22 protein-coding genes and 1 pseudogene are annotated in these 25,073 nt (G+C 74.6%); 9 read left to right on the top strand and 14 right to left on the bottom strand.

Annotated features, from left to right (window positions below; genetic code table 11):
- Window positions 1-54: 54 nt before the first annotated feature.
- Window positions 55-1,398 (bottom strand): cytochrome P450, encoded by a 1,344-nt coding sequence (locus ACIRQY_RS27320; RefSeq protein ID WP_403930285.1) that lies wholly within the window; start codon window positions 1,396-1,398, stop codon window positions 55-57.
- Window positions 1,399-1,496: 98 nt separating this feature from the next.
- Here ACIRQY_RS27320 and ACIRQY_RS27315 point away from each other — a divergent pair, with 98 nt between their 5' ends.
- Window positions 1,497-2,717, top strand: coding sequence for a globin domain-containing protein (locus tag ACIRQY_RS27315; RefSeq protein ID WP_403930283.1), 1,221 nt, complete (start codon window positions 1,497-1,499; stop codon window positions 2,715-2,717).
- A gap of 124 nt (window positions 2,718-2,841) precedes the next feature.
- Here ACIRQY_RS27315 and ACIRQY_RS27310 read toward each other — a convergent pair whose 3' ends face one another.
- The gene (locus ACIRQY_RS27310; protein ID WP_403930281.1) at window positions 2,842-3,324 is read right to left on the bottom strand and encodes an NUDIX hydrolase; all 483 of its coding nucleotides are present in this window, start codon (window positions 3,322-3,324) and stop codon (window positions 2,842-2,844) included.
- A gap of 63 nt (window positions 3,325-3,387) precedes the next feature.
- On the opposite strand from ACIRQY_RS27310, the gene ACIRQY_RS27305 reads away from it, so the two are divergent.
- A complete protein-coding gene (locus ACIRQY_RS27305) occupies window positions 3,388-4,350 on the top strand; it encodes an NADPH-dependent F420 reductase (RefSeq protein ID WP_403930279.1) in 963 nt (320 codons plus the stop codon).
- A gap of 102 nt (window positions 4,351-4,452) precedes the next feature.
- On the opposite strand, the gene ACIRQY_RS27300 is transcribed toward ACIRQY_RS27305, so the two are convergent.
- From ACIRQY_RS27300 to ACIRQY_RS27290, 3 genes are all read right to left on the bottom strand, one after another.
- Window positions 4,453-5,424 carry a nucleoside triphosphate pyrophosphohydrolase gene (locus ACIRQY_RS27300; RefSeq protein ID WP_403930277.1) on the bottom strand — a complete coding sequence of 324 codons (972 nt, stop codon included), beginning with the start codon at window positions 5,422-5,424 and terminating at the stop codon, window positions 4,453-4,455.
- Between the two features lie 31 nt (window positions 5,425-5,455).
- Window positions 5,456-6,106, bottom strand: a complete 651-nt coding sequence (locus ACIRQY_RS27295) for a SurA N-terminal domain-containing protein (RefSeq protein WP_403930275.1) — start codon at window positions 6,104-6,106, stop codon at window positions 5,456-5,458.
- A gap of 80 nt (window positions 6,107-6,186) precedes the next feature.
- Complete coding sequence (locus tag ACIRQY_RS27290; protein WP_403930387.1) at window positions 6,187-7,182, bottom strand: glycosyltransferase family 2 protein; 996 nt, start codon at window positions 7,180-7,182, stop codon at window positions 6,187-6,189.
- A 127-nt stretch (window positions 7,183-7,309) separates the two neighbouring features.
- On the opposite strand from ACIRQY_RS27290, the gene ACIRQY_RS27285 reads away from it, so the two are divergent.
- A complete protein-coding gene (locus tag ACIRQY_RS27285; RefSeq protein ID WP_403930273.1) occupies window positions 7,310-9,706 on the top strand; it encodes a YfhO family protein in 2,397 nt (798 codons plus the stop codon).
- A gap of 101 nt (window positions 9,707-9,807) precedes the next feature.
- Here ACIRQY_RS27285 and fabG read toward each other — a convergent pair whose 3' ends face one another.
- The 3 genes from fabG to ACIRQY_RS27270 form a co-directional block, all read right to left on the bottom strand.
- The gene (gene fabG, locus ACIRQY_RS27280; RefSeq protein WP_351786942.1) at window positions 9,808-10,599 is read right to left on the bottom strand and encodes a 3-oxoacyl-ACP reductase FabG; all 792 of its coding nucleotides are present in this window, start codon (window positions 10,597-10,599) and stop codon (window positions 9,808-9,810) included.
- A 118-nt stretch (window positions 10,600-10,717) separates the two neighbouring features.
- Window positions 10,718-11,266, bottom strand: a complete 549-nt coding sequence (locus ACIRQY_RS27275; RefSeq protein WP_403930385.1) for a GNAT family N-acetyltransferase — start codon at window positions 11,264-11,266, stop codon at window positions 10,718-10,720.
- A 115-nt stretch (window positions 11,267-11,381) separates the two neighbouring features.
- Entirely contained in the window at window positions 11,382-12,389 is a 1,008-nt protein-coding gene (locus tag ACIRQY_RS27270) for a helix-turn-helix domain-containing protein (RefSeq protein ID WP_351786939.1), read from the bottom strand.
- Between the two features lie 562 nt (window positions 12,390-12,951).
- Between ACIRQY_RS27270 and ACIRQY_RS27265 the strand changes: the two genes are divergently transcribed.
- The 3 genes from ACIRQY_RS27265 (at window position 12,952) to ACIRQY_RS27255 (ending at window position 14,477) form a co-directional block, all read left to right on the top strand.
- A complete protein-coding gene (locus tag ACIRQY_RS27265; protein WP_403930272.1) occupies window positions 12,952-13,320 on the top strand; it encodes a hypothetical protein in 369 nt (122 codons plus the stop codon).
- An 81-nt stretch (window positions 13,321-13,401) separates the two neighbouring features.
- Complete coding sequence (locus ACIRQY_RS27260) at window positions 13,402-14,109, top strand: RNA polymerase sigma factor (protein WP_403930271.1); 708 nt, start codon at window positions 13,402-13,404, stop codon at window positions 14,107-14,109.
- On the top strand, window positions 14,106-14,477 hold the full coding sequence (locus tag ACIRQY_RS27255; protein WP_403930269.1) for a hypothetical protein: 372 nt from the start codon (window positions 14,106-14,108) through the stop codon (window positions 14,475-14,477). Before ACIRQY_RS27260 ends, ACIRQY_RS27255 begins: the two co-directional genes overlap by 4 nt.
- 97 nt (window positions 14,478-14,574) lie before the next feature.
- On the opposite strand, the pseudogene ACIRQY_RS27250 reads toward ACIRQY_RS27255, so the two are convergent.
- The 4 genes and pseudogenes from ACIRQY_RS27250 to ACIRQY_RS27235 all read right to left on the bottom strand — a co-directional run.
- Window positions 14,575-14,757, bottom strand: a pseudogene (locus tag ACIRQY_RS27250) (amino acid ABC transporter substrate-binding protein); the annotation flags it as partial.
- Between the two features lie 69 nt (window positions 14,758-14,826).
- Window positions 14,827-16,575 (bottom strand): protein kinase, encoded by a 1,749-nt coding sequence (locus tag ACIRQY_RS27245; RefSeq protein ID WP_403930267.1) that lies wholly within the window; start codon window positions 16,573-16,575, stop codon window positions 14,827-14,829.
- Window positions 16,572-17,177, bottom strand: coding sequence for a hypothetical protein (locus tag ACIRQY_RS27240; RefSeq protein WP_403930265.1), 606 nt, complete (start codon window positions 17,175-17,177; stop codon window positions 16,572-16,574). The genes ACIRQY_RS27245 and ACIRQY_RS27240 overlap by 4 nt, the downstream gene beginning before the upstream one ends.
- A 313-nt stretch (window positions 17,178-17,490) precedes the next feature.
- The gene (locus ACIRQY_RS27235; RefSeq protein ID WP_403930264.1) at window positions 17,491-19,716 is read right to left on the bottom strand and encodes an N-6 DNA methylase; all 2,226 of its coding nucleotides are present in this window, start codon (window positions 19,714-19,716) and stop codon (window positions 17,491-17,493) included.
- 180 nt (window positions 19,717-19,896) lie between these two features.
- Between ACIRQY_RS27235 and ACIRQY_RS27230 the strand changes: the two genes are divergently transcribed.
- From ACIRQY_RS27230 to ACIRQY_RS27220, 3 genes are all read left to right on the top strand, one after another.
- On the top strand, window positions 19,897-20,685 hold the full coding sequence (locus ACIRQY_RS27230; RefSeq protein ID WP_351786913.1) for a DUF4352 domain-containing protein: 789 nt from the start codon (window positions 19,897-19,899) through the stop codon (window positions 20,683-20,685).
- A gap of 159 nt (window positions 20,686-20,844) precedes the next feature.
- Window positions 20,845-21,603, top strand: a complete 759-nt coding sequence (locus ACIRQY_RS27225; protein ID WP_403930262.1) for a hypothetical protein — start codon at window positions 20,845-20,847, stop codon at window positions 21,601-21,603.
- A gap of 198 nt (window positions 21,604-21,801) precedes the next feature.
- Window positions 21,802-23,169: a hypothetical protein gene (locus ACIRQY_RS27220; RefSeq protein WP_403930260.1), complete on the top strand. Its 1,368-nt coding sequence runs from the start codon at window positions 21,802-21,804 to the stop codon at window positions 23,167-23,169.
- A 51-nt stretch (window positions 23,170-23,220) separates the two neighbouring features.
- Here ACIRQY_RS27220 and ACIRQY_RS27215 read toward each other — a convergent pair whose 3' ends face one another.
- Both ACIRQY_RS27215 and ACIRQY_RS27210 read right to left on the bottom strand, forming a co-directional pair.
- Window positions 23,221-23,970 (bottom strand): N-acetyltransferase, encoded by a 750-nt coding sequence (locus tag ACIRQY_RS27215; RefSeq protein ID WP_403930258.1) that lies wholly within the window; start codon window positions 23,968-23,970, stop codon window positions 23,221-23,223.
- 305 nt (window positions 23,971-24,275) lie between these two features.
- Window positions 24,276-24,962 carry an HNH endonuclease family protein gene (locus tag ACIRQY_RS27210; protein WP_351786907.1) on the bottom strand — a complete coding sequence of 229 codons (687 nt, stop codon included), beginning with the start codon at window positions 24,960-24,962 and terminating at the stop codon, window positions 24,276-24,278.
- Window positions 24,963-25,073 lie beyond the last annotated feature (111 nt).

The raw sequence follows: 25,073 nt of genomic DNA, 5'->3' as shown, positions 1-25,073 counted from the left end.
GTAGCCGTATTCGAACGCTCATCACAAGTCGATGCACCCGCGATCACGCGAAGATCACATTTCTGATACCCCATCAGATCCGTGGAGGGGTGCGGCCGGAGAGAACTCCACCGGAAGGGTGCGCAGCCCCCGCATGATGAGCCCGCCGCGCCACCGCAGTTCGGCCGGATCGGCGGCGAGCCGCAGGTCCGGGAGACGGGTCAGCAGGGTCGCCAGGGCCGTCTGCCCTTCGAGCCGGGCGAGCGGCGCGCCCAGGCAGTAGTGGATGCCGTGCCCGTATCCGAGGTGCTGGTTGTCGCGCCGGGCGAGGTCGAGGACGTCCGGCCCGTCGAACCGCTCGGGGTCCCGGTCGGCGGCGGCGAGGACCACCAGCACCGGGTCGCCCGCCGGGATCTCCTGCCCGCCGATCGTCAGCGGCCGGGTCGCGTACCGCCAGGTGGCCATCTCCACCGGCCCGTCGTACCGCAGCAGCTCCTCGATCCCGGTCTCCAGGAGTCCGGTCTCCCCGGCGGCGATCGAGTCCTGGAGCCGGGCGCGCTGCTCCGGATGCCGGAGAAGTGCGTAAAGTCCGTTACCTACCAGATTGACAGTGGTCTCGAAGCCGGCGAAGAGCAGGATGAAGGCCATCGCGGCGGCCTCGTTCTCGGTGAGGTGCTCACCGTGGTCGGAGGCCCGGATGAGACCCGAGATGAGGTCGTCCCCGGGCTCCTCGCGCTTGCGGTGGATCAGCTCCGCGAGATAGCCGCGCATCTTCTTCACCGACCGCGCGACCCCGCCGCGCGGCCCGCCGCCGTGCCGGATCATCATCCCGGCCCAGTCCCGGAAGTCGTCCTGGTCCTCCTCGGGCACCCCGAGCAGGTCGCAGATGGCGTAGATGGGCAGCGGGAAGGCGAACTCGTGGATGAGGTCCGCGCTCCCCCGTTCCACGAAGGAGTCGATGAGCCGGTCGGTCAGCTCCTGCACGCGCGGGGCGAACTCGGCGACCCGGCGCGGGGTGAACGCCTTCGAGACGAGCCTGCGCAGCCGGGTGTGGTCCGGCGGGTCGATGTTGAGCAGATGGGTCATCAGCTCGGCCTTGCGCTCGCCCGGGATGCCCGTCTTCCCCTTCGCGTGCGGGGACTCGGCGTGGTGCGCCGGGTTCTTGGAGAGCCGCTGGTCCGCGAGGGCCTGCCGGGCGTCGGCGTAGCGGGTCACCAGCCAGGCCTCGACCCCGCTCGGGAGGGTCGTGCGGTGCACCGGCGCGTGCGTCCTGAGCCAGGCGTACGCGGGGTAGGGGTCGCTGGCGAACTCCCAGGTGAAGAGCTCGGGCGCGGGCCCGGAGACCGGGCAGGTCGGGGCGCCGGGGACTTCTCCGGGGGCGGGGCGGGAGGCGGGGGCTGGGCCGGGGGTGGTGCTCACCCCCCGACCGTACAGGCAGGTTCCGCCGGATCCGGGTGTGGAGATTCCGTGAGGACGGGCCGGACGGGTGCCCTACATTCCTGACAGTGGACCCTCAGATGCTCAGGAGCACGTTCGCGGTCGTCGAGAGACGGGCCGAGCACGCCGTCACCTACTTCTACGCGCATCTCTTCCGGCAGGAGCCGTCCCTGCGCGAGCTGTTCCCCGGGGACATGCGGCCCCAGCGCGACCGGCTCTTCGCCGCGCTCACGCATCTGGTGGAGCGTCTGGAGGACCCGGACCTCCCCGCGTACCTGGGGCGCCTGGGCCGCGACCACCGCAGGTTCCTCGCCACCCCCGCCCTCTACGCCTCGGTCGGCACCAGCCTGCTCGCCGCGTTCGCCCATGTGGCGGGAGCCGCCTGGACCACGGAGGCCGAGAAGGCCTGGACGGAGGCGTACGCGCACCTGGCCGAACTGATGCTGGCGGGCGCCGACGAGGCCGTGGCGGCGGGCGAGCCGGCCTGGTGGGACGCGGACGTCGTCCGGCACGAGCGGCACGGCCCCGACCTGGCCGTCCTCACCCTGCGGCCCCGGCAGCCCCTGCCCTTCCTGCCCGGTCAGTACGTCAGCGTCGCCTCGCCCCGCGTCCCCCGCGTCTGGCGCACCTACTCCCTCGCCGACGCGCCCCGCCCGGACGGCACCGTGGAACTGCATGTGAGCCGGGTCCCCGGCGGGGTGATGAGCACGGCGCTCGTGCACGGCACGGCGCCCGGCGGGGTGCTGCGGCTGGGGACTCCCGACGGCGACCTCGTCGCCCGGACGGAACCGGGCGGACAGCGCGCCTACATCTGCGCGGGCACCGGCTGGGCGCCGGTGAAGGCCCTCCTGTCCGAGGCGGTCGAGCGTGAACCGGCCCTGAAGGGGCGGCTGTTCGTCGTGGCGCGCGCGAAGGAGCACCTGTACGGGCGCCGGGACGTGGAGCGGCTGGCCGCCCGGCTCGACGGGCTGAGCGTCACCTACATCACCTCCGCGCCCGGCCACCCCAAGGACCAGGCGACCGAGCGGCTCGTCCAGTCGCTCCGGTCCTGCGTCCACTGGTCCGCGCACGACGTGTACCTCGCCGGGCCGCCCGGCTTCATCACGGAGGTCGTCGAGGTCCTCGTGGAGCTGGGCACCGCTCCCGACCGCATCCACCACGACGTCCTGCCGCCGGTGAGCCCCTTCGCCGTCCGCCCCCACACCCCCGCCGACCGCCTCCTCGGCCCACCGCCTCCCCTCTGGCACAACCCGGCCGCCCGCACCGCGCGCCCCGGCCCGGGGCCCGGCCGTCCGCGATGACAGCGGGGCCGAAGGCCCGGGTCATCGCGTCGGTGGTGAACGGTGCCGTGCCTCGGCCGGGGTGCCGGGCCTGTGAGCCCCATACCGTCCCGCCCCGGCGCCGGGCAGGGACGGCGGAGTGCGGTCACGGCGCGGGCGTGAACCAGGCGGCGGGTTCGTCCTTCTGGACGAGCGCGATGACCTCCCGCATCCGCTCGCTCATCGGAGGCAGAGCGTCCAGCGGGAACCAGGCGACCTCCGCCGACTCGTCGTCGCAGACCCGGGGCTCCTGTCCCCCGTCCGCCGGACGGCAGGCGAAGACGACCTCGAAGTACTGCGCCCGGTCGCCGTTGCCGTGGCGTACCGGCGGGGAGTGCGTCACCGCCGCCAGGCGCTCCACCACCACCCGCACCCCGGTCTCCTCCTCCACCTCTCGTGCCACGGCTGCGGCCGGAGGCTCGCCCGGCTCCACGATCCCGCTCAGCGGCGTCCACGCCCCGCCTGCGGAACGGCGCTGCAGAAGCACCCGCCGCCGCTCGTCACGGACGACCGCGACCACTCCCGGCAGCCAGAGCAGTTGGTCAGGACCAACCGCTTTCCGTAGATCTGAGACGAAATCAGGAATCATCCACCCACCCTAGAAGAGGCAGCACGGCACGGTCGGGCGTTTCACCATCCCCGCCCGGCCGCGATGGTCGCAGGGGTCTGTCGATCCAGCCGCGCGAGCACCTCGGAGATGAACTCCGCCGGTCGGCAGAGCGCCACTGGGGCGTGTTTCAAAAGGAGCGTCGTCTGCCCGGAGGGCAGGCCTGGCGGCGTCTGGTGCGTGCGATCGCAAGGCGGAGGGTCGCCCCGATACTGGATGTATCGGGGTGATCCCGACAACGCGGCGAGCGTGCGTGCCAGGCGTCGCCAGGCAGGCGGGACTTTCGAAACACGCCGTAGGTCCCGGGACCTACGGCGTGCGGACCCCCCGGAGGGGACCCGCGGCCGATCCGTGGTCCGGTGGGCGGGTCCTAGCGTGGTGGGCATGCGCTTAGGAATTCTCGGAACAGGAAACGTCGCCCGGGCACTGGCCCGTGGCTGGAACGCCGTGGGGCACGAGGTGCTCCTCGGCTCGCGGTACCCCTCGGAGCGGACGGGCCTCGGGCTGCCCGTGGCGGGGCTGCGGGAGACCGTCGCCCACGCCGAGGTGCTCGTCAACGCCACTCCCGGCACCGTCTCGGTGGAGCTGCTGCGCTCCGTCGGGGCGGCGGCGCTGGAGGGTGTCCCGCTGATCGACGTCGGGGTGGGGCTCTCCGACGACTACACGGAGCTCTCGCACCCCAACAGCAGTCTGGGCGAGCAGATCCAGCGGGCCTTCCCGCTGACTCCCGTCGTGAAGACGCTGTGCACCATGGACTCGACGGTGATGACCGATCCGGGGAGTCTGGCGGGCCCGAGCACCGTCTTCCTCTCGGGCGACCACGAGGAGGCCAAGCGGACCGCCGGGCGGCTGCTGGCCGACCTCGGCTGGGCCCCCGACTCCCAGCTGGACATCGGCGGGATCACCACCGCGCGCGGCCAGGAGCACTTCGCCCTGCTGTTCATGGGCATCGCGGGCGGTCTGGGCTCCCACGCCTTCAACGTCCGGGTGGTCGCCCGGCCCGCCTGAGCCGCCCCGCCCGAACCCGTCGGCCCGCACGGACCGGGCCCGTGCGCGGTCGCACGACCGTAACCCGTCGGACCCGTCGCGGCCCGTCGCGGCCGTGCGGGCTCAGGCGTCCGGTGTCAGGCCCTCCGCCGCGCGGATCGCGTCCCGGTACGTCCGGGCCGCCGCCCGCAGCGCGGCCTCGGGGTCCACGCCCGCCGCCTCGGCCCGTACGGCCAGGCCGAGGAGTTCGTATCCGATGCCTTCCCCGGTGGGCGGGGGCACGTCGAGGCCCGCCGTCCTGGCCCGGCCGCCGAGCTTGGCGGCGAGCGCGAGGCCCGGCTGGCCGACCGGCACCCCGTCGGTGACGGACTCCCGACGCTTCTCGACCGCCTTGGTCCGCAGCCAGTGCTCCCGCACCTCCTCGGGCGTCTCGGCGGTCTCGTCGCCGAAGACGTGCGGATGGCGCAGGATCAGCTTCTCCACGAGGGTCCCGGCGACGTCGTCCACGGAGAACGGCTCCTCCGGGTCCTCCTCGGCGATCCGGGCGTGGAAGACGACCTGGAGGAGGACGTCCCCCAGTTCCTCGCGCAGTTCGTGCCGGTCGCCGTCCTCGATCGCCTCGACGAGCTCGTACGCCTCCTCGATGGCGTACTTGGCGAGCCCCCGGTGGGTCTGGCGCGAGGTCCACGGGCAGGCCCGGCGGATGCGGTCCATGATCTGCACGAGGTCGAGCAGCCGGGCGCCGGGCAGGTCGTAGGAGCCGGGCAGCAGTTCCAGGTCGGGCATCGCCACCCGGCCCGAGCCCGCGAGCCGGGCGAGGCCGTCGGTGAGGGCCCGGTCGCCCTCGCCGGAGGGCAGCACGAGGACCGTACGGCCCCCGGCGCAGGCGGCGACGAGTTCCTCTGCGGTGGGCCGCAGCGGCTCGACGGCGATCCCCGCCTCCCGCAGGTACGGCAGCTGGGGGTGGTCCTCGTCGGGGCAGAGCACCCGGTCGGCGTCGCCCAGCGCCCGCCAGGCGGGCCAGGACAGCAGTCCGGGTGCCACGCGGTGGCTGGCGGTGAGGAGGACGACGCGGCCGGGGCTCTCAGATGTCACCCCTCGAACCTACCGCTGTCGCGGCAGGGCCTCAGGCACCGGCCGGGGCGGCGGCGGGGTCCTTGGTGATCTGCCGGAGCCAGGGGCTGCCGTCGTACGCGGTGTCCAGGCGGACCTGGGTGTCGTCCCAGCGGCCGTAGCGGGGGTTCACGTCGATGGCGAGCGCCTTGGAGGCGGCGGAGAAGACGTCCGTCAGCTTCTGCTGGCCCTCGGGGCTGTCGGTGACGCCCAGCTTGGCGGCGATCTTGTTCATCAGGACGTTGCGCCGGACGACGGCGTCGATCTGGTCGGGGGCCACACCCTGCTCCTGGAGGAGGGCGGTCGCCAGCCGGTCCTCGCCGCCGCTCTGGCGGACGAAGGCCGTGCGGGTCTCCTGGAGCTCGGCGCGGGTCGCGCTGACGCCGTTGTCCTCGGCGACCCGGTCGACGACCCGGTCGAAGATCATGACGTTGAGCTTGCGGCGGGGCAGGTCACCGGTGGCCTGGACGAGCTGCGCGGCCTGCGGGGAGCCCTGCTGGGCCGCCCGCACGTCGTCCACCTGGGCCTGGAGGCTGGAGACGTCGATCCGTTCGCCGCCGACGACGGCCGCCGCTCCTGGGTGGGCGTCGCTCCCGCAGGCGGTGAGCAGCGGGGCCGCGGCGAGCAGTGCGGCGGAGACGGTGAGCGCAGTGCGGCGGTGCAAAGGAGCCTCCCGGGCTGGTCGTGCGTCAGTGGAACGACCTTGCGGTGATCGATGGTAGGCAGTCGCCGGGGCCGAAACCACTACTTCGGTGCGACTGTTTCCCACAACGACCCACCCGCATGCCGGGTGTCGGCCCGTACCGCCTCCGTCTCGTGCCCCTCGTGGGTCTCCTGCACCAGGTAGTGGGGGCGCCGCTTGACCTCGTAGTAGATGCGGCCGACGTACTCGCCGATCAGCCCGGCCATCACCATCTGCACCCCGGCGAGGGCCGTGACGGCGACGAGGAGGGTGACGTACCCGGGTGTGTCCACGCCGTTGGCCAGGGCGTCCCCGACGATCCAGGCCGCGTATCCGAGGGCCACGAGGACGAGCAGCAGACCGAGGTGGACGGCGGCCCGCAGCGGCTTGTTGTTGAAGGAGAGCAGCCCGTCCAGGCCGTAGTTGAGGAGCTTGCCGAAGGTCCACTTGGAGCGGCCCTGCTCCCGGACGGCGTTCTCGTACGAGAAGGTCGTCGTCCGGAAACCGACCCAGGAGAACAGGCCCTTGGAGAAGCGGTTGTACTCGCCGAGGCCGAGGACCGCGTCGACGGTGCGGCGGGACAGCAGGCGGAAGTCGCCGACGCCGTCGACCAGCTCGACGTCGACGAGCCGGTTGATCGCCCAGTAGTAGAGGCGGGCGGTCAGGGTGCGGGTGACCCGGTCGCCCTCGCGGGTGCGGCGGGCGACGACCTGGTCGTACCCCTCGGCGTGCAGCGCGACCATCCGGTGCACCAGCTCCGGCGGGTGCTGGAGGTCGGCGTCCATGAGGACGACGGCGTCCCCGGCGGCCTGCCGGAGACCGGCCAGCATCGCCGCCTCCTTGCCGAAGTTGCGGCTGAAGGAGACGTACCGGACGTGGCGGGGGTCGCGCGCGGCGAGCTCCTGGAGCAGTGGGAGCGTCCGGTCGCGGCTTCCGTCGTCCACGTAGACGATCTCGAACTCGCCTTCCAGGCGGTCGAGTTCGCGCATCACATGGTCGTGGAAGCGGGTGAGGACGTCCTGCTCGTTGAAGCAGGGAACGACGATCGAGAGCAGCACGCGGACCACGACAACGGAGCGTGGTGACCCGGCCGGTCCGGCGGGGTGGCGCGCAGAAGACCATTGCGTGAACGGGGCCGCCGGGGCCCGTCCCGGCCCGCCCGGCGCTGGCATATTCGACAGCGCCATGCCGAACACCACACGCCCGCACCGCCGTTCCGGCCCGCACTCCGCGCCCGCCACCGCCGCCCCGCTCGCCCGTCCCGCCCGTCCGGTCCGGTCCGGGCTCCGGGCCAGCGCGCTCGCCGCCCTGCTCACCGTGGCGGCCGTCTGCGGCGGGGACGCCGTCGCCCGGGTCTTCCCCTTCGGGCCGCGCCACCGGGCCGTCAACGACCTCGCCAACCAGTTCGTCCCCTTCCACGCGCACCTGTGGGACCTGCTGCGCGGGCGGGCCGACGGCGGGCTGTTCCTGGACTGGCGGGCGGGCTGGGGCACCTCCTTCCTGCCGGACTACGGCACCTATCTCTCCAGCCCCTTCGCCCCGCTGGTCGCGCTGTTCCCGCGCGCGGACATCGAGTACGCGGTGTACGCGGTCACCGTCCTGAAGACGGCCGTCGCCGCCGTCGCCATGACGTTCCTGCTGCGCCGCCTCGGCACCGCGCCCCACTGGTGGTGGGCGCCCGTCCTGGGAGCCGCGTACGCGCTGTGCGGCTGGTCCCTCGCCGAGGGCACCTACAACCCGATGTGGCTCGACGGTCTCATCGCCCTCCCGCTGCTCTGTGTGGTCGGCGAGTGGGCCCGGGAGGCCCGGCGCCCGCTCCTCGGCCCGCTGGTGGTGGCGGTCTGCTGGACGGCGAACTTCTACACCGCGTACATGGCGACCCTCGGCGCCGCCCTCGTCCTCCTCGTCCGGCTCGCGGCGACCGGGACCTTCCGTCCCCGCGCGCTGCTGCGGGCGGCCGTCACGGCCGGCACCGGGATCGCGCTCGCCGCGCCCGTCCTCGTCCCCGTGTTCCTCGGCTCCCGGCACGCCCACCCGGGGCTGGTACGGGAGTTCACTCCGGCGCCCTTCACCGACGTCCTGGCCCGGCTGCTGCCCGTCACGTACGGCTTCGCGACCCCGGCGCTCTTCGTCGGCACCGTGGTGCCGCTGCTGGTGGCGGCGCTGCTGTTCCGCCGGGACGTGCCCGCCCGGGAGCGGTGGCTGTGGCCGGGGCTCTGCATGGCGGTCGTCGCCTCGATGCAGTGGGGTCCCACGCATCTGGTGTGGCACGCCTTCGCCACCCCGAACGGCAGCCCGTACCGCCAGACCTTCGTCCTCTCCGGTGTCCTCGTCGTCGCCGCCTGGACCGGCCTCACCCACGGCCCGCCGGACCGGCGTGCGCTGCTCGGCGGGACGGGGGCCGTCCTGGCCCTGACGGCGGGGGCGCTGCCCGGCCCGTCCCTCACCTCCTGGGCGCTGCTGCTGACCGGCGTCGGTCTGGCGGCGGTGGCGGGCGCGCTGCTGCTGCCCCGGCGGGGGCGGTACGGGGTGCTCGCCGCGCTCCTGGTGGCCGGGACCGTCGTCGGGCAGGCGGCGGCGACGACCGCGTACGCCGACCGGGAGCGGCTCGTCCGGCTCGACGACTACCCGCCGCTGGGCCCGGAGCAGGAGCGGCGGGCGGCGGCGCTCGCGGCGGCCGACGGCTGGCCCGCGTACCGCACGGACCCGGGGCTGCCCCGGGTCGCGGGCAACGATCCGCTGCTGCTCGGCGGGCAGGGCGCCGCCTACTACAGCAGCCACACCCCGGCGGTCCTCACGGCGACGCTGGACGCGCTGGGCGGCGGCTGGACGTCCCGGGGGCGCAACCTCCAGACGCTGGACAATCCCGTGACGGACGCCCTGTTCGGGGTGGGCGCGCGGTGGCGGGACGGGCGGGTGGTCCGCTCGGACGCGCTGCCGCTGGTGACGGTCCGCCCGGCGGGTCCGGCACCCCGCTACGGCCGTTCGCCCTTCCGCAACCAGGAACTCCTGCTCGGCTCCCGGGTGTACGGGTCCCCGGTGGCCGGGGCCTGTCCGGTCGGCACCGAGGTCTTCCTGTGGGCGCCCGACGCGACGGGCCGGGCCCGGCTCGGCGGCCATGAGGTCCGGCTGCTCGGCGGGCAGCCGAAGCGGCGGGCCGCCCTGGTGTCGCTGGGCGTCCAGCGGCGGGCGGGCGAGCGGCCGGTGGTGCCCGCCCCCGGCGGCACCCTCGGCTGTCTGGACCGGGCCCGGCTGCGGGCGGCCGTGACGGCGCTGCGCGCCCGTGCGGCGACCGGGGTCGCCGTCACCTCGACGGGCATCACGGCGGTGCTGCCGCCCGGTACGACGGGCACGGTGGTGGTGGCGGTCCCGAGGATCGCGGGCTGGCGCTGCGAGGGCGCGCGGGCGGAGTCGTACGGCGGGCTGCTCGCGGTCCGGCCCGCCCCCGGCACCACCACCCTGAACTGCTCCTTCCGCCCGCCGGGGCTCCGCGCCGGCCTGGCGGCGGGCGCGGCGGGGGCGCTGGCGCTGGGTGCGGTGGTGTGGTGGCACCGGCGGGCGAGGGGTGCCGGGGCTCGGTGAGCGGGGGTGGGGTCTCGGCGCGGGTCTGAGCCCGGAGGCCCCGCGGCCGGACCGCAGGACCGTGGCGGCCGGGGCCGAGACAGAGGCCGGGGCCCCGGGGGTCAGCCGGTGCCGGGGGACAGGGCTTCGAGGGATTCGGGGACGGTCTGGCCGCCATCGACGGTGAGGGTCTGGCCGGTGATGAAGGCGGCCTCGTCCGAGGCGAGGAAGCGCACCGCGTGGGCGATGTCCTCCGGCTCCCCCAGTCGGCCGACCGGGATCGAGGCGGTCATCCGGCTCAGATACTCCTCGCCCAGCGCGTCCAGGCCCTCGGTGCGGACGTTGCCCGGCAGGACCGCGTTCACGGTGATCCGCAGCGGCGCCAGTTCCAGGGCCGCGCCGCGCAGGAAGCCGAGCTGTCCCGCCTTGCTGGCGCCGTAGTGCGACCAGCCGCTGTAGCCGGTGACGGGGCCGGTGATCGAGGAGGTGAGGACGACCCGGCCGTGCCCGGCGCGTTCCATCGCGGGCAGACAGGCCCGTACGGCCAGGATCGAGCCGCGCAGATTGACGCCCAGGACCTCGTCGATGTCGGCGGCGGTCATCTCGCGCAGCGGCTTCTCGGGGAAGATCCCGGCGTTCGCGCACAGCACGTCCAGATGTCCGTGGCGGCGCTCCGCCTCGGCGGCCATCTCCTCCACCGCGTCGGGGTCGCGCAGATCCGTCCCCAGACCGGTGACCCTGCCGCCGGTGGCGTCCGCGATCTCCGCCGCGACCCCGGCCGCCGCACGGGCGTCCCGGCCGGTGAGCGCGACCGCCGCACCGCTGCGGGCGAAGAGCTCCGCGATGCCTCGTCCGATGCCTCGGGTACCGCCGGTCACGAGGACCGACCTGTTCTCCCACCGGGTGAACGTCATGGGGTTGTCGCCCTTCGCCTTGGCGGCGCTGACGGCCGCGCCGCCGGACGGTCATCGTAGGGCGGGCGCCGCGCTCCGGGAGGGACTTCCGGACACGCCCCGGACGGGTCCCGTCCCGTCAGACGGCGGCCCCGGGCAGGCGCAGCTCCCAGCGGATCTCGCCGTCCTCCTCCTCGCCGGTCGAGGTGAGTCCGGCGGCGCGGGCGACGGCGGCGGAGGCCGCGTGGTCGGGGTGGACATGGGCGAGGACCGTCCGGACGCCCCGGTCGGCCAGCAGCCCCACCAGGCCCGTCGCGGCCTCGACCGCGAATCCCCGGCCCTGCCAGGGCGTTCCGATCACCCAGGCGATCTCGGCGGTCCGGCCGCCGTCGGTGACGGTGGCCTGGACCGTGCCGGCCGCCCGGCCGTCGGAGCGGAGACGGACCGTCCAGTTCGCCCACACCGTCGCGGGGTCGGGCGAACCGGCGGCCAAGCGCCCGTACCGGGCCAGGAGTTCGGCCCGGGAGAGCGGGGCGCCGCCGATGAAGAGGTGCAGTGCGGGGTCGGCGAGGACCTCGGACATCTCGTCCGCGTCGGCGACGGCGAGAGGCGTCAGGTCGAGCCGCCGGGTCCGCACGGCGGTGTCCCTCACGGCGGTGTCCCGTGCGGGGTTCTCCTCGGGTGTCAGCGGCACCGCGCACTCCTCAGGCCCGGAGGTCCCAGACCCCCTGACCGACGTTCGTGGTCTTCATGGTCGCATCCCTCCTCCCGTGCTCGTCCGGCGGTCCACCTGCGGTTCCAGCCTAGGAACGGGCCGCTCCGCCCGGTGTGCGCGGAGCGCGGGCCTCCTTGATCCTCAGCGCACGGAACTCGGTGGGGCTGACCCCGTACGCCTCGCGGAAGGCACGGCTGAAGACGGCGGGGCCGCTGAACCCCCGGCGCGCGGCGATGGCCTGCACCGGATGGGCGAGCAGCCCGGGGCTGGCGAGGTCGTCCCGGCACCGTTCCAGACGGCGGCGCCGGATGCGCGCCTGGACGGTCTCCCCCTCGCCCTTGAACAACTGGTGGAGGCTGCGCACCGAGAGGTTGTGGTGGGCGGCCACGACGGCGGGGGTGAGCTCCGGGTCGCCGAGGTTGTACTCGATGAAGAGATGGACGCGGCGGAGCAGTGCCCGGGAGCGCACTTCGGCCGGAAGCCGGTCCTCGGCGTCCGCGTTCCCCGCGAGGCAGGCCGCCGCGAGGTCGATCGCGGTGGCGCCGAGCCGGGCCAGCTCCTCCGGGGCGCACCCGCCGCCGTGGGTGACGAGCGAGCGCAGGAAGTCGACGAGGACGGCGCCCACCCCGCTCCGGCCGGACATCCGGTGGGCGAGCATCCCGTCCAGCCGCCCGGCGCGCAGCGGCAGCGCGTCGCGCGGCAGTTGGAGGATGACGAGCTGCCCCGGGTCGCCCTCGGAGACGTACCGGGCGTCGGAGGGCCGGGAGGTGTCCCAGAAGACGAGGTCCCCGGCCTCCGCCGCGCAGTGGCTGTCGTTCTGGTCGAGGGTCATGGCGCCCCGGGTGACCAGTCCGAGCTGGTACTGCTCGGGGTCGCCGCGCCGGATCAGGGCGGGCGTCCTGCGGGATCTCAGCGGGGAGTAGGCGACCTTGGAGAGCTGGACGCCCCCGAGGTCGAGCAGGGCCACGTCGGCCGTGAACTCGTCGGGGCGTTCGCTGGTCAGGGCGGTGGGCATGACCTCACGGGAGATCATGTCCGCGAACCACTCGAACCGTTCCCGGTCGGGCAGTTCCCCCGACGACACCACTGACCACATCGCGCGCTCCCCCGAACTCGGTCATGCTCCTGTGGCCAGAATGCATCGACGCGTTCCCGTTCGTCGCGGGGGTTGACCGGCGTGTGGCGCGATCCGCCCGCGCCCGGGGCCGGAACGGGGCACGAGTCCGTCACCTCGGCGGGGCCGCCCGGGTCACCACCCACCGGGCCCGGCGGCGGAGACGCGGGAGGCGGGGACGCGGGGAGCCGGGGATGCGGGGACGCGGGGGCGCGCCCTGCCGGTGCCTCGGCCGAGGGTGGCCCGCCGTCCGGAGCCTCCGACGGCGACGGTGTCGCCCTCCGGCGCGGCGGAACACGGGGCCTTCCCGTACGGCCCCGCCCACCTCACCCCTCCCCACCTCGCCTCGCCCCACCTCACCTCGCCCCGCCGGAGCCCTCTCGCTCCGGTCACGGCCACGGCCACGGCCGAGGGTCCTCCCGGACGCTTCGAAAGTTTTCCGGTCGCGGCCGCAACCCCGGGGGGTGCCGCACGTCTGGTGGGGTGAAGGCGCCCTTCACCGCTCCACCAGTCCGTGTCTCCGATCCACTTCTCGGGAGAACCCATGACCAGCCACTCCACGCGGATCCGCCGCCCCCGTCACCGCGTCCTGAGTGTCGTCGCCGGTGCCGCCCTGCTCCTCGGCGGCGGCTTCGCCGCGCAGGCGTTCGCCGACTCCGGCGCGAAGCCCGCCCCGGCCCCGGCTCCGGCCACCGCGCCCGCCGTGTCGAAGCCCGCTCCCGCCGCGCCCGCCGCCGCCCCGAGCGTCGTCACCCCGGGCAAGGCCGCCCCGGCCGTGGAGCCGACCCGCGCCCCCGCCGCCGTCAAGCCGACCCCGGCGCCCGCCCCGGCCGACGGCGGTACGGTCGTCACCCCCGCACCGGCCGGGGTCGCGCCGCAGGTCGTCAAGCCCGGCACCGGCGTCGGCAAGTAGCGGCGAGCGATGGTTCCCGGGGGAGCGGGCCGGGCCCGGCCCGCTCCCCCTTCCGCACCGGACCGATCGAGGACCCCGCCGTTGTCGTACGCCGTACCCGCCCCCTTCCCCGCCCCGCGACCCTGGTGGTCCCGGCTGCTCACCCGCGCGTCCCGGACCACTGACGCGCCCGCGCCCGGCCGGGGGTTCGCCCGCCGTCTGCGCCTGGTCGGCCCCCCGCCGGGCCGGGAGCGCCCGTACGACACCGGGTCGCCTCCCGCGTACGGCCACGGGCCCGCGTACGGCCAGGAGCCGCCGCCCTCGCTCACGGATCTGTACCGGGCGCGGCGGCTCGACATGGTGCGGCTCGCGCTGTTCCTCGTCGACGACCTGCAGACGGCGGAGGACGTCGTCCAGGACGCGTTCACGGCCCTGTGCCGCAGCCACGGCACGGCCCTGGGCGGGCTCAGGGACCCGGGGGCGTACCTGCACACCGCCGTGGTCAACGCCGCCCGTTCCGTACTGCGCAGGCGCCGCACCGCGCGCGCGTACACCCCGCCGCACCCGGGCGTCGGGGCCCCCGTCGACGAGGGGCTGCTGCTCGCCGAGGAGCACCGGCGGGTGCTCGACGCCCTCGCCCTGCTGACCCGCCGCCAGCGCGAGGTCCTCGTGCTGCGCTACTGGTCGGAGCTGACCGAGGAGCAGATCGCGCGGACGCTCGGGCTTTCGCGCGGCACGGTCAAGTCCACCGCGAGCCGCGCGCTCGACGCCCTGGAGAAGAGACTGACGATGCCGGAGACGGACCGATGAGACCCGGGAGCCCGTCCGCCGAGGAGCGGCGTTCCGCCACCGAGGAGCGGCTGCGGGCCGCGTTCACCGCCCGCGCGGCCCTCGTGACCCACCGCGAGCTGCGCCGCGACGAGCCTCCCCGGGGCCGGGCCTGGGGAACGCACCGGGTGCGCGGGCTGGTCACCGCCGGGTTCGGGGCGGCGGTCGCGGTGGCCGCCGCGTATCTGCTCGTCCTGGCCCCCGGCCCGGCCGGGCCCCCGGTGCCCGAGCCGCCCGCCCGGCCGCCGGGCGTGGTGGAACGCCCGGTGTCGCCGACCCCGTACCCGGCGCCGGTCGCGCCCTCCGTGCAGCCGGGCGCGTCCTCGCCGGCTCCGGTACGGACGCCCTGAGCGACGTTCCGAACATCTGGACCGATGTCCTGAACCTGCCGTCCCGAGCCGACCGGGCGGGATCGACCGGTGCGCGGAACACCGGAGCGGGGCCGGGTCAGCCGGTGTGCAGGACGCGGAAGCGGGCCGGGTCGGCCGGGTCCCGGTCGACGACCTGGACGGGTGCCCAGACCCACTGCCAGACGCCGGTGCCCGGCGTACGGGAGAACCGGACCGTGCCCCGGGTGCCTTCGGCGGTGACGTGCGGCCAGGCACCGGCGACGGCCGCCCGGTCCGTGCCGCGCCCGCCGCCGGGCAACCGGTTATCGGTCTTCTCGATCATTTGCCGAGTCGTGACCCTGCCGGACCGTCAGCGGGGCGGGCCCAGCTGACGCTGGTGCTCCAGAGTCCGGCGCAGCTCCACCGGGAGCGGGTGATAGGGGCCGTAGGCCCGTTCGGTGTCGAACAGCAGGCGCTGGAGCGCGTCCTGGCCCGCCGGGTACTGGCCCGTCGCCACCAGGAGCAGACCGATCCGCTGCCGGACGTCGAAGGAGCGCGCGGTGTCCCCCTCGCGCTCGAAGTGCGGCAGCACCGTGCGGAACTCCGCGAGCGCCTCGGCCGTCTCCCCCGACTGCTCCAGACAGAGCGCCGCGTCGTAGCGGAACCGTACGGCCTGTGGGTCGGCCGGGCCCGCCTCCGCCTCCCGGTCGGCCGTAAGGCGGCGCAGCTCCGGCAGCGCCCGCCGGTACTGGCCGTCGTCGAGCAGCGTGGAGGCGTACTGCTTGCGCAGGATGCGGACGACCGGCGAACCCTCGCCGTGCTCGGCGGCGGCGACCGGCAGGATGCCGCCGAGGACGTCCACCGCCTGGGTCAGCGAACCCTCGCCGAGCAGCCGCTTGACCTCGTCCACGGCGGCGGCCACGTCGAGCGGCGCGGGCGCCTGCCGGTACGTCCCCGGGGCGGCGCGCGGACCGGTACGGGGATCGGCGGGCGGGGCTGCGGCCGGGGTGGCGGTCGGGTCCGCGCGCGGATCGGCGGGCGGGGCTGCGGGCCACGCCACGGGCGCGAGCGCGGGGGCGGGCGGGGAGGGAGCGGCGGACCCGGCGTCGTTGAACGGGACCGGGGCCGGGGCAGATCCCGGGGCCGGGACCGGGAAGACCGGCGCGAGCCCCGTCTGCGGCGGCATCGCCGGGGCCGTCGGCACCGCCGGGCGGTCCGGCCACGGCGCGTGCGGGCGGAGGAACGGCCGGGTCGGGTCCATCGGGCCCACCGGCGCCCCGCGCGCCGGGAGCAGCGGCAGCAGGTGCTCGTACACCTCGTGGGCGCCGGAGGGGCGTTCCCTCGGGTCCTTGGCGAGCAGCCGCAGCACGAGGGACTCCAGGGCCTCGGGCACCTCGGGCCGCAGCCCCCTGAGCGGCACGGGCGGCTCGTACAGGTGCCGGTGGAGGACCCCGAGCGCGGTGGAACCGGCGAACGGCACGTTCCCGCTGAGGAGTTCGTGGAGGAGCACGCCGAGCGCGTACAGGTCGGTGGAGGGGCCCACCGCGCCGCCCATGGCCTGCTCGGGCGCCATGTAGGCGGGGCTGCCGATGGGAGAGCCGGTGTGCGTGAGGCGGGTGGTGTCGGCGTCGAGGACGGAGGCGACACCGAGGTCGAGGACGACGAGCGAGCCGTCCGGACGGACCATCACGTTCCGCGGCTTGAGGTCCCGGTGCACGATCGGCACCGCGTGCACGGCGGCGAGCACCGCGCACAGCTGCGCGGCGACGCAGACGGCCCACTCCCACGGATAGGGGTCGTGCTCGGCGAGGTGGTCCGCGAGGTCGGCGCCCGCCACGTACTGCATGACGAGGTACAGGTCGTCGCCCTCGCTGCCCGCGTCGTGCACGGTGACCAGACCGGGGTGGTCGACCTGCGCGGTCACCCGGCACTCCCGTACGAAGCGGCGGCGCAGTTCGTCGGCGGCGGTCGCCGGGCCGCTCAGGGTGGCGGGCCGGAGCAGCTTCACCGCGACCCGGCGGTCGAGCCGTCCGTCGTACGCCGTCCAGACCTGCCCCATGCCGCCCTGTCCGATGACGGTGGCGAGCTCGTACCGCCCGCCGACGACCCGCCCGTTCACGCCCGGCCGCCGCCGGAGCCGTCGCGGTGGGTGCCGTCGCGGCCGTCGTCACGGCGGAGGAGGTCGCTCAGCTCGTCCAGCTCCGCGCGGACCTGCTGGATCCGGGGCGGAGGGGCGGCGTGCGCGGGGGGCGGCTCGGCGGTGTACGGGTTCAGGGGCGCGGGCCCGCCGTTGGGCACGGTGGCGGCGGTGGCGGGGTCGTACCCGGGAGGCGGCAGGTGCGGGGGCTCGGTCGGCAGCCGGTCGAAGTGGCGGATCTCCGCCACCAGGTAGTACGTGAGGGAGCCCGCCGCCAGGACGACCATCGTGCCCACGCCGAGCACCGCCTCCAGGCCGCTGCCCTCCTTTTCGCCGGTGGCCACCATGTACGCGAAGAGCGCGACCGATCCGAGCAGCGCGATCCCGAACAGGGCCCAGTCCGCCGTCCTCCGGGTGACGACCGCGAGCCGCAGCAGCGGCGCCCAGCCGAGGAATCCGCAACTGAGCAGGGCCAGCGCGCAGAACAGCACGCGCAGCGGGACGAGCCCTCGGGGGGCGGGCTTCCGGGGGGACGGCGCCGACGGGGGCGGCGGGCCCTGCGGGGCCTGGGGAGGGCCGTACATCTCCTGCTGCTCCTGCTCGGACGGATCTGGGGTGCGGAGACGAGCGTATACACCGGGACGGACAACGGTTCGACGTTGTACCGAACCGTTGTACGGGACCGCCGTCCGCTCCGAGCGGCCACCAGGGACGGGCGGGGTCGGGCGGGAGGGGACGGATACGGGCGGGAGGGGCGGGAGGGGACATGAGGGCCGGATGCGGCCCCGGTCAGGGAAGGTCCCGGTCCGGAGCGACGGGGACCTCCTCTGACCAGGACCGGTCCCAGGGGTCGGTCCTGGAGGCCGGTTTAGGGGTTGGCCCTGGGGCCGATCCTGGTCAGGGCTCCACGGTGCCGTCCGCGAGTCCGTCGTACAGGCCCTGGACGAGCTGGTCGCCGAGGCGGGAGGTCTGCCGCAGGGCGTCCTCGAACGCGGCGAGGGCGCGGAACCGCTCGCCGAAGCGGCGCTGTTGCGCCAGGGGCAGCCGGGGCAGCTGGAGGCGGCGGACGTCGAGCCGGGTCGCCGTGGAGGCGTAGCTGCTGGCCCTGCGGTTGTTTCCGGTGGCCCGGAGGAAGCCCGCGAGGAACCAGGGGTCGAGCGCCGAGGGGTCGGGGCGCAGCAGTTGGAGGTTGCGGCCGAGGGCGGCGCCCGCCGAGGCGGCGTCCACGACCCGGACGGCCGCGCCGCCGCCGAGGACCGGGACGACCACGTCACCGGCGGCCAGCAGTACGGGTTCCTCGGGCGGGCCGTCGGGCAGCGCCCCGGTCGGCGGCTGTCCGGCCAGGACGTCGTGGTCGGTGAGGACGGCGACGGGGGTGTCGGCGGGGGCGGTGCCGGTGCCGCCCGCGTGGAGCGTCAGGGCGCCCGCGCGGGCGAGTTCGCCGACGGTGGTGGCGGGGCGGCCGGGCCCGGCGGGGCCCGCGGGTCCGGTGACGGGCGGCGGGGTGAGTTCCCGGGTGCGGAGCAGGGTCTCCGTGAGGCGTTCGCGGACCCCGGCCAGCTGGGTCGCGCCCTCGGCGGCGGCGGGGGGCGGCAGGTGCCGTGCGGGGGCCAGGTCCACGTCGTCGTCGAGCAGTTCGATCACGGGGACGGAGCGGCTGGCCCCGGGCTCCTCCGGCACGGTCCCGTCCCGGTCGAACGGCTCCCAGGCCGCCAGGACGGCGGCGCGGACCGAGGGCCAGTCGAGCCGGTCGCGGCCCTGGCCGTCCCTGCCCTGGCCGGTGTGTTCGGACGCGGTGTCGACGAGGAGGAGTTCGGCGGGCGGGCGGGCGCCCGGGACGGGCCTGCGCAGCACCCACAGGTGCAGCGGGACGCCGTACGGGGGCGCGGCACCGGCCGGCAGGGCGACGACGGCCCGCAGGGCGCCCCGGCGCAGCAGGTCGGCGCGGATGCGGCGGCCCGAGCGGCGGGACGCGGCGGCGGGCGGCATCAGGAGGACGGCGGTGCCGCCGGGGCGGAGGCGGGCCAGGGCGTGCTGGACCCAGGCGAGTTCGGACTCGGTGCGGGCCGGGAAGCCGTACTCCCAGCGCGGGTCGTAGGCGAGTTCGTCGTGACCCCAGTTGCGTTCGTTGAACGGCGGGTGGCAGAGGACCGCGTCGGCGGCCAGGGCCGGGAAGCCGTCGGCGCGCAGGCTGTCCCCGGACCGGACGCGGATGTCGGCGTCCGGTCCCGCGGAGAGCGCGAGGCGCAGGGCGGTCAGCGCGGCGAGTTCGGGGTCGGCGTCCTGTCCGCAGACGGCGCCGGGCCGTCCAACCGCGCTGAGCAGGCTCCCGGTGCCGCAGGCGGGGTCGAGGACGGTGAGGGGGGCTTCGGCGGGGGACCCGGCCGGGCCGCCCGCCGCGCTCGTGGTGCCTGTGTCGCCCGTGGTGCTTGGGGTGCTCTCGGGGGTGCCGGGCGCGGTGGCGGTCCCGGCGGTGGGCGCGTCCTGGCCGGTGTGGGGTGCGGCGCCCGCGAGGGCCGCCATGAGGGCGGCGGGTCCCGGCGGGGTGAGCGTGTACTGGCGCGGGTTGGCGTCGAGGTGGCGGCCGAGCAGGAACTCGAAGGTCTCGTGGACGCCGGTCTCCGCCGCCAGTTCGGCGGCCCCCCGCAGCAGGGGGAGCGAAGGGGTGAGCGCGGGCGCGGTGGGGGTGTGGACGGGGCGCTCGGGGCCGAGTCGCTCGGTGAGCGTCTCCTCCAGGGCGACCGGCAGCACCTCCACCAGCCGTGCGTCGGGGAGCTCGGCGAGCGAGGGCCAGGCCGCCGACCGGTTCCGTACGAGCAGGAGCCCGCAGCCCGCGTGGACGAGGGCGGTGACCGCGCCCGCCGGGTGGCCCGCGATCTGCTGCCAGACGCGCTCGCGGAGCGGGACCTCGGCCAGTTTGCCCTGGTCGCGGAGCCAGCGTTCGATCTCGGCGAGGGCGAAGGAGGGGCTGGTCTCCGTGCCGCCCACGGGCTTGGGGAAGTCGGGATGGCGGCGCCGCCAGTTGCTGACGGCGGCCCGCCCGACTCCGGCGAGCCGGGCGATCCCGGCGGCGGTGACCTCTGTCGCTCCCGGCTCTGCTGCGCTCTCCGGCACCTGGCCCATCTCCCTGGCTCGTCCGCTGGCATGTCCTTGTGTGACTCCGATCTTACCGACGAACACACTCGACACCACTTCACAGCGTGAGCCGATCTGTTTTTCCTGAACCGTGTTGACTCGGTTCACAAGCTCTGCTGTGATTGACCCATCGCGCCAGACATCTTCTCCGTCCGGGAGGACACACTCATGTCGTACGACACTCAGGTCCCGCCCGCCGCCCCGCACGCGGCGATGCGCAACGGGCTCGGCACCGCCGCGCTGATCCTCGGCATCATCGGCACGCTCGCCGGGCTGATCCCGCTGCTCTTCTGGCTCGCGGGCATCCTGGGCCTGATCGCCCTGATCCTGGGCCTGGTCGGCAAGGGCCGGGTGAAGCGAGGGGAGGCGAACAACAAGGGAGTGACGCTGACCGGCGCGGTCCTGGGCCTCGTGGCGCTGGTCCTCTCGGTCGTCGGCCTGGTCATCACGCTCACGGCCGTCAGTGACGTGGTCGACGAGATCGACAAGGCCGTCAAGGACGCGGCCCCGAAGGACCCGTCGGCCGAGGGCAAGGGCGGCTCCACGTCCAAGCCCGACAAGGGCAAGGCCCTCGCGGACGGTGACACCTCGGTCTACGACGACGACGTGAAGGTCACGGTCTCGGACCCGAAGGCGTACACCCCCAGTGAGTTCGCGTCCGGCCACACCAAGGGCAACAAGGCCTTCCAGGTCACCGTCGTGATCGAGAACGCGGGCAAGGACAAGTTCGACACCGCCCTCGTCCAGGTCAGCGCACGGGCCGGGAAGAACAGCGTGACGGCCGAGCAGATCTACGACGACAAGACCGGCACGGGCTTCGAGGGCACGGTCCTGCCCGGCAAGAAGGCCACGGTGACCTTCGCCTTCGACACCCCGAAGGACGCGAAGAACCTGACCGTCGAGGTCAACCCGGGCTGGGACTACAACGCCTCGCAGTGGGACCTGAAGCTGGGCTGACCCGGCACCGGACGGCGACCGACGGCCCGGCACCCCCGCACCCGGCGGCGGACCGGCCCCGGCCCGCCGCCCCGACAGCCCCATTCAGCACACTCAGCACACATCCCCTCGTTCTCCCTCTCCCTCTCCCGCGCCTTCCCTCACGGAGACACCAGCACCATGCAGGCCCAGCCCCGCTCCCGCTCCCGGACCCGTCGTACGACCGTCGCCGCGCTGCTGTGCGGCGCCCTCGCCCTCGGTTCGGCCGCCTGCGGCCCCTCCGGCGGCGACGCGAAGGTGAAGGGCCCCTTCGGGGAGCTGACCGGCTCGCAGATCCTCGACAAGGCGATGGCCGCGACGAAGTCGGCGAAGTCCCTCACCCTCGCCGTGGACATCACCTCCGAGGGCGAGCCGCTGAAGGCCCATCTCTCCCTCGACACCGCGAAGAAGTGCGCGGGCACACTGAGTGTCGGCGTCGCGGGCACGGCCGAGTTCGTGAAGGCCGACGACCGGGACGTCTACCTGCGTCTCGACGAGGCCCTGCTGCGGGACGAGTTGAAGGACGAGAGCCCGGAGGTGCGGGAGGCGGCCCTGGAGCAGCTCGGGGGCCGCTGGACGAAGTCGCCGGTGACCGACCCGGACACCCGGGACATGGTGGCGTTCTGCGATCTGAAGGACCTGCTCGCGGACTTCGAGGAGGGCGCGGCCGGGACGGTGCGGGGTGAGGAGACCACCGTCGACGGGCAGAAGGCCCTGAAACTGACGGAGTCCGGGGACGGCGAGACGAACACGGCGTACGTGGCCACGGAGGGGACGCCGTACCTCCTGAAGGTGGTCACGACGGGCGGCACCGAACCGGGAACGATCACCTTCTCCCGGTACGACAAGCCGGTCACCGCGAAGACTCCGGCGCCGAAGGACGTGGTCGACCTCGGCTGACCCCGAGCCGGGAGCCCGCGCCCCCGGGACAGCCCCCTCCGGGGCCGGTCCGAAAGGGCGCGGGGCAGCGGAATCGGGGAGAAAGGGGGAGAGGCGGGGCCACCACAGGGGTGTGGCCCCGCCTCTCCCTTCCCCCTCTCGGCGTTCCACCGTCTGGCCCAGAACGTCGAGGCGTGGTGGTCGGACTAGGTTGGGCCCATGACAGACCTCCGGCACCCTCAGCTGTCCGGACTGGGGCGGAACGCGGCAGCCCCTCGGGACGTCCTGGTCCGGCTGGCGGCGCACCCGGCCGGACGGCACGGCCTGTGGCTGCGCCCGGGGCGACTGGAGGATGTCGTCGCCGAGGCCCTGCTGACCCATGGCTACGACCGCGCCGCCCTGCACCTGGGCGGCAACCGGATCTCCCCGGCAATGCGCCGCAGGATCGCCGGGCACCCCGATCCGGCGATCCGCGACGCGTACGCGAACTTCGTCCGCGACATGATGGACCACGGGGTCACGGTCGGCATCGGCGCCCTGGAGGAGGCCTACGGTCGGCCCCGGGGCGCACTCGTGCGCGCACCGGACCCGAAGCTACGGGCCTCGGCCGCGCAGGCCTGGCATGACCGGCCCCTCGCCGTACAAGTGGGACTGCTCGCCGATCCGGATCCGGAGGTCCGTGCGGCCGCCGCCGCCCGTGAACGACCCGGTGTCCCTCCCGAGTGGAGGGAGCGCTGCCTTGCCGACCCCGCCGTGCGGGTCGACGTGGCGCGCTACGTCCCGCTCACACGGGAGCAGTTCGCACGGCTGATGGGGAGCGAGGAGCAGCGGGAGGACATCCTTCGGGCCCTCGCCGGGAACCCTCACCTGACGGCGGAGATGGTCGCCCTGCTGGTGGACGTCGAGGACCCGTTCGTACGGGGGTCGGTGGCGCGGGGTCGCCATGTGGACGCCGTGACCCGGGACCGCCTGTACGCGCTCCTGGAAGCCGAACGCGCGGCCGGAAGCACCGAGGCCAAGGTGGCTCTGTTCGAGGGCTTCGCCCGGACGGACTGGCTGCGGGAAGCACCCCTCGCCGAGCGGCTGACCTACCTGGACAGTCGGGACCCGGCTCTCCGGCGTGCGCTGGCACACTGCCGCGATCTGCCCGAAGAGGCATGGCGCCGACTGGACGACGACCCCGCACCCTCGGTCCGCCGGGCTGCCGCCCATCGGCCGGATGTGCCACCGGACGTACTGGAGCGGCTGGTCCGCGCCCACGGAGACTTTTCCAAGGGCCGAGCGGCGCTCATCGACCATCCCCGCTTCCCCCGCCATGTGCTGCGCACGTTCGTGGACGAAGAGGACCCGCACGTGCGCTGCCTGGCGCTGCGGGACCCGGAACTGCCCGTGCCGGAAATCCGGCGGCTCGCCACCGCCACCGAATCCTTCCTGCGCCAGGAAGTCGCCCGTCACCCGAAGGTCACGGAAGCGCTGCTGGAGCGGCTGCTGTCGGATCCGGAACCCGAGGTCGCGGACGACGCCGCCGCCAGCCCCGCGCTGCGGCCGTCCCGGATGCGTCAGCTCCTCGCAGCCGTGGGCCTCTGACTCCCGGAAGGGCCCACGGTCTCCTCGGCGGGCCCCTCCGGTCCGCCGCCGTCACGTCAGACGGTGGCGGACCCATACGTTCGGTTCGACGTAGACCGCGTAGCCTCGGGCGGCCTCGCAGTGGACGGGGACGAGGGCGCCCTCCACCTCGACCGGGCCGTCGGTGTCGAAGGGCAGGCCCGTCCAGGACCGCCACTCCTCCACGGAGCCCGAGATCGTCATGGATGCCGGGGCGACCGTCTCGATCGTCCCGCCCGCGCGGACGTGGGCGCGGAGCCACGGGTCGTGCGGCAGACCGTCGTCCTCGCGGGTACGCAAGGCGTACTCGTGGATCGGGGAACCGGCCTCCAGGTGCTTGCCGTTGGGGCGGACGGGCGCGACGAGTTCGGCGAAGCCGAGCCGGGCCGCGTTGTCCCGCATGGCCGCCAGCATCCGGTGCGAGACGCCCCGGCCGAGGGAACCGGTGTCCACGGTGATCTCGATGGCGCTGACCGTGTCGGCCTCCCGGCCGTGCTTCAGGTCGGAGAACGCCCAGAGCAGCACCTCGTCCCAGCCCCGGAGGGGCAGCTCGCGGCGGCCGTCCACGTCCAGCCGGAAGGGGACGCTGAAGCCGCGCGCGACGATCTCGCCCCCGGCGTCGGTGGCGACGAGGACGTACTCGGGCAGTTCCCGCACGATCCGGCCGATGTTCACCCAGCCCACCGGGTCGTGCATCATGAACTCGGGCCAGAGGTCGCTCATGCCCCACATCGGCCCCTCAAGTTCGGGGCGTTCCGCGAGGGTCGAGATCGTCAGTTCCATGCGGGCAGGCTAGAAAGCGGCCTCTCCTCTGCACAAACGTTTTTTCGGTGCCCTCCCGGCCGCTCACTCGATCCCGAGGGGGCCGACGCTCAGGTCCTCCCGCATGAGCCCGGACATCCGGGCCGTGGCCGCGCGCCGCCGCTCGGCCGAACCGGCTTTCCCACAGCTGGTGTTGTGCCGGATACGCGGACACGACCCTGTCCGGCGGAGTAGTACGGGGGCGCCTTGGCGGAGGCGCCCGACACGGCGGTCCCGACGCGGAGGCGCCCCCACGGAACAAACGTTTCTGCCGAAGCCGTCGGGCGCTACGGGAGTCTCTGCTGCGGGCAGGTGCCGAGGACCCGCTTCATCGCGTCCCGCTCCCCCGCCGTCACCCACACCCCGTACTTCTTCTTCACCGCGACCTGCCGGGCCACATAGGTGCAGCGGTAGGCGGTGTTCGGCGGCAGCCAGGTCGCCGCGTCCCCGTCGGACTTGCGGCGGTTGGTGACCGAGTCCACGGCGAGCAGGTTGAGCGGGTCGTTGGCGAAGCGGCGCCGGGTGTCGGTGTCCCACTTCTGCGCCCCCTTCTGCCAGGCGTCGGAGAGCGCCACGACATGGTCGATGTCGACCTTGCTGCGGCCCCTGACGTAGGAGACGGTGGTGCCGGTGTACGGGTCGTCGGTGAGGGTGCCGGAGGCGACCTTGCAGCGGCCGTCGGTGAACCGGACGCCGGTCAGGTCCCGTTTGAGGATGTCGTCCCGGGTGCCGCAGCCGTTGCCGTCCACGTCGGCCCAGGCGCGGCCGAACTTCTCCCGCTCGTAACCCGTCTTCGGGGCACGGCCCTTGACGGTGAGCGCGTCCACGGCGGCGAGGGCGGTGCCGGACGCGGCGGGCTTCCCGCCCGGACCTCCGCCGGACCCCGGCGAGTCGGTCCCGGGCGAGCAGGCGGTCAGGACGAGCGCGGCGGCGGCGAGCGCCGAGGCGGTGAAGGTCTGTCGATACGTCAGCACCTCGGAATACTAGGGCGGTCGGCGACGGGAGCTTCGTACCGTTGGTCCCGAAACGGACGGGCCCAAGGCCCCGGACCCGGCAACCCGGCAACCCGGCGACTCTGTGCGCCC

The organism is Streptomyces sp. NPDC101490, assembly GCF_044767145.1.
Classification (GTDB): Bacteria; Actinomycetota; Actinomycetes; order Streptomycetales; family Streptomycetaceae; genus Streptomyces.
Note: the sequence above shows the minus strand (reverse complement) of the source record. Positions and strands in the feature narration are given on the sequence as shown.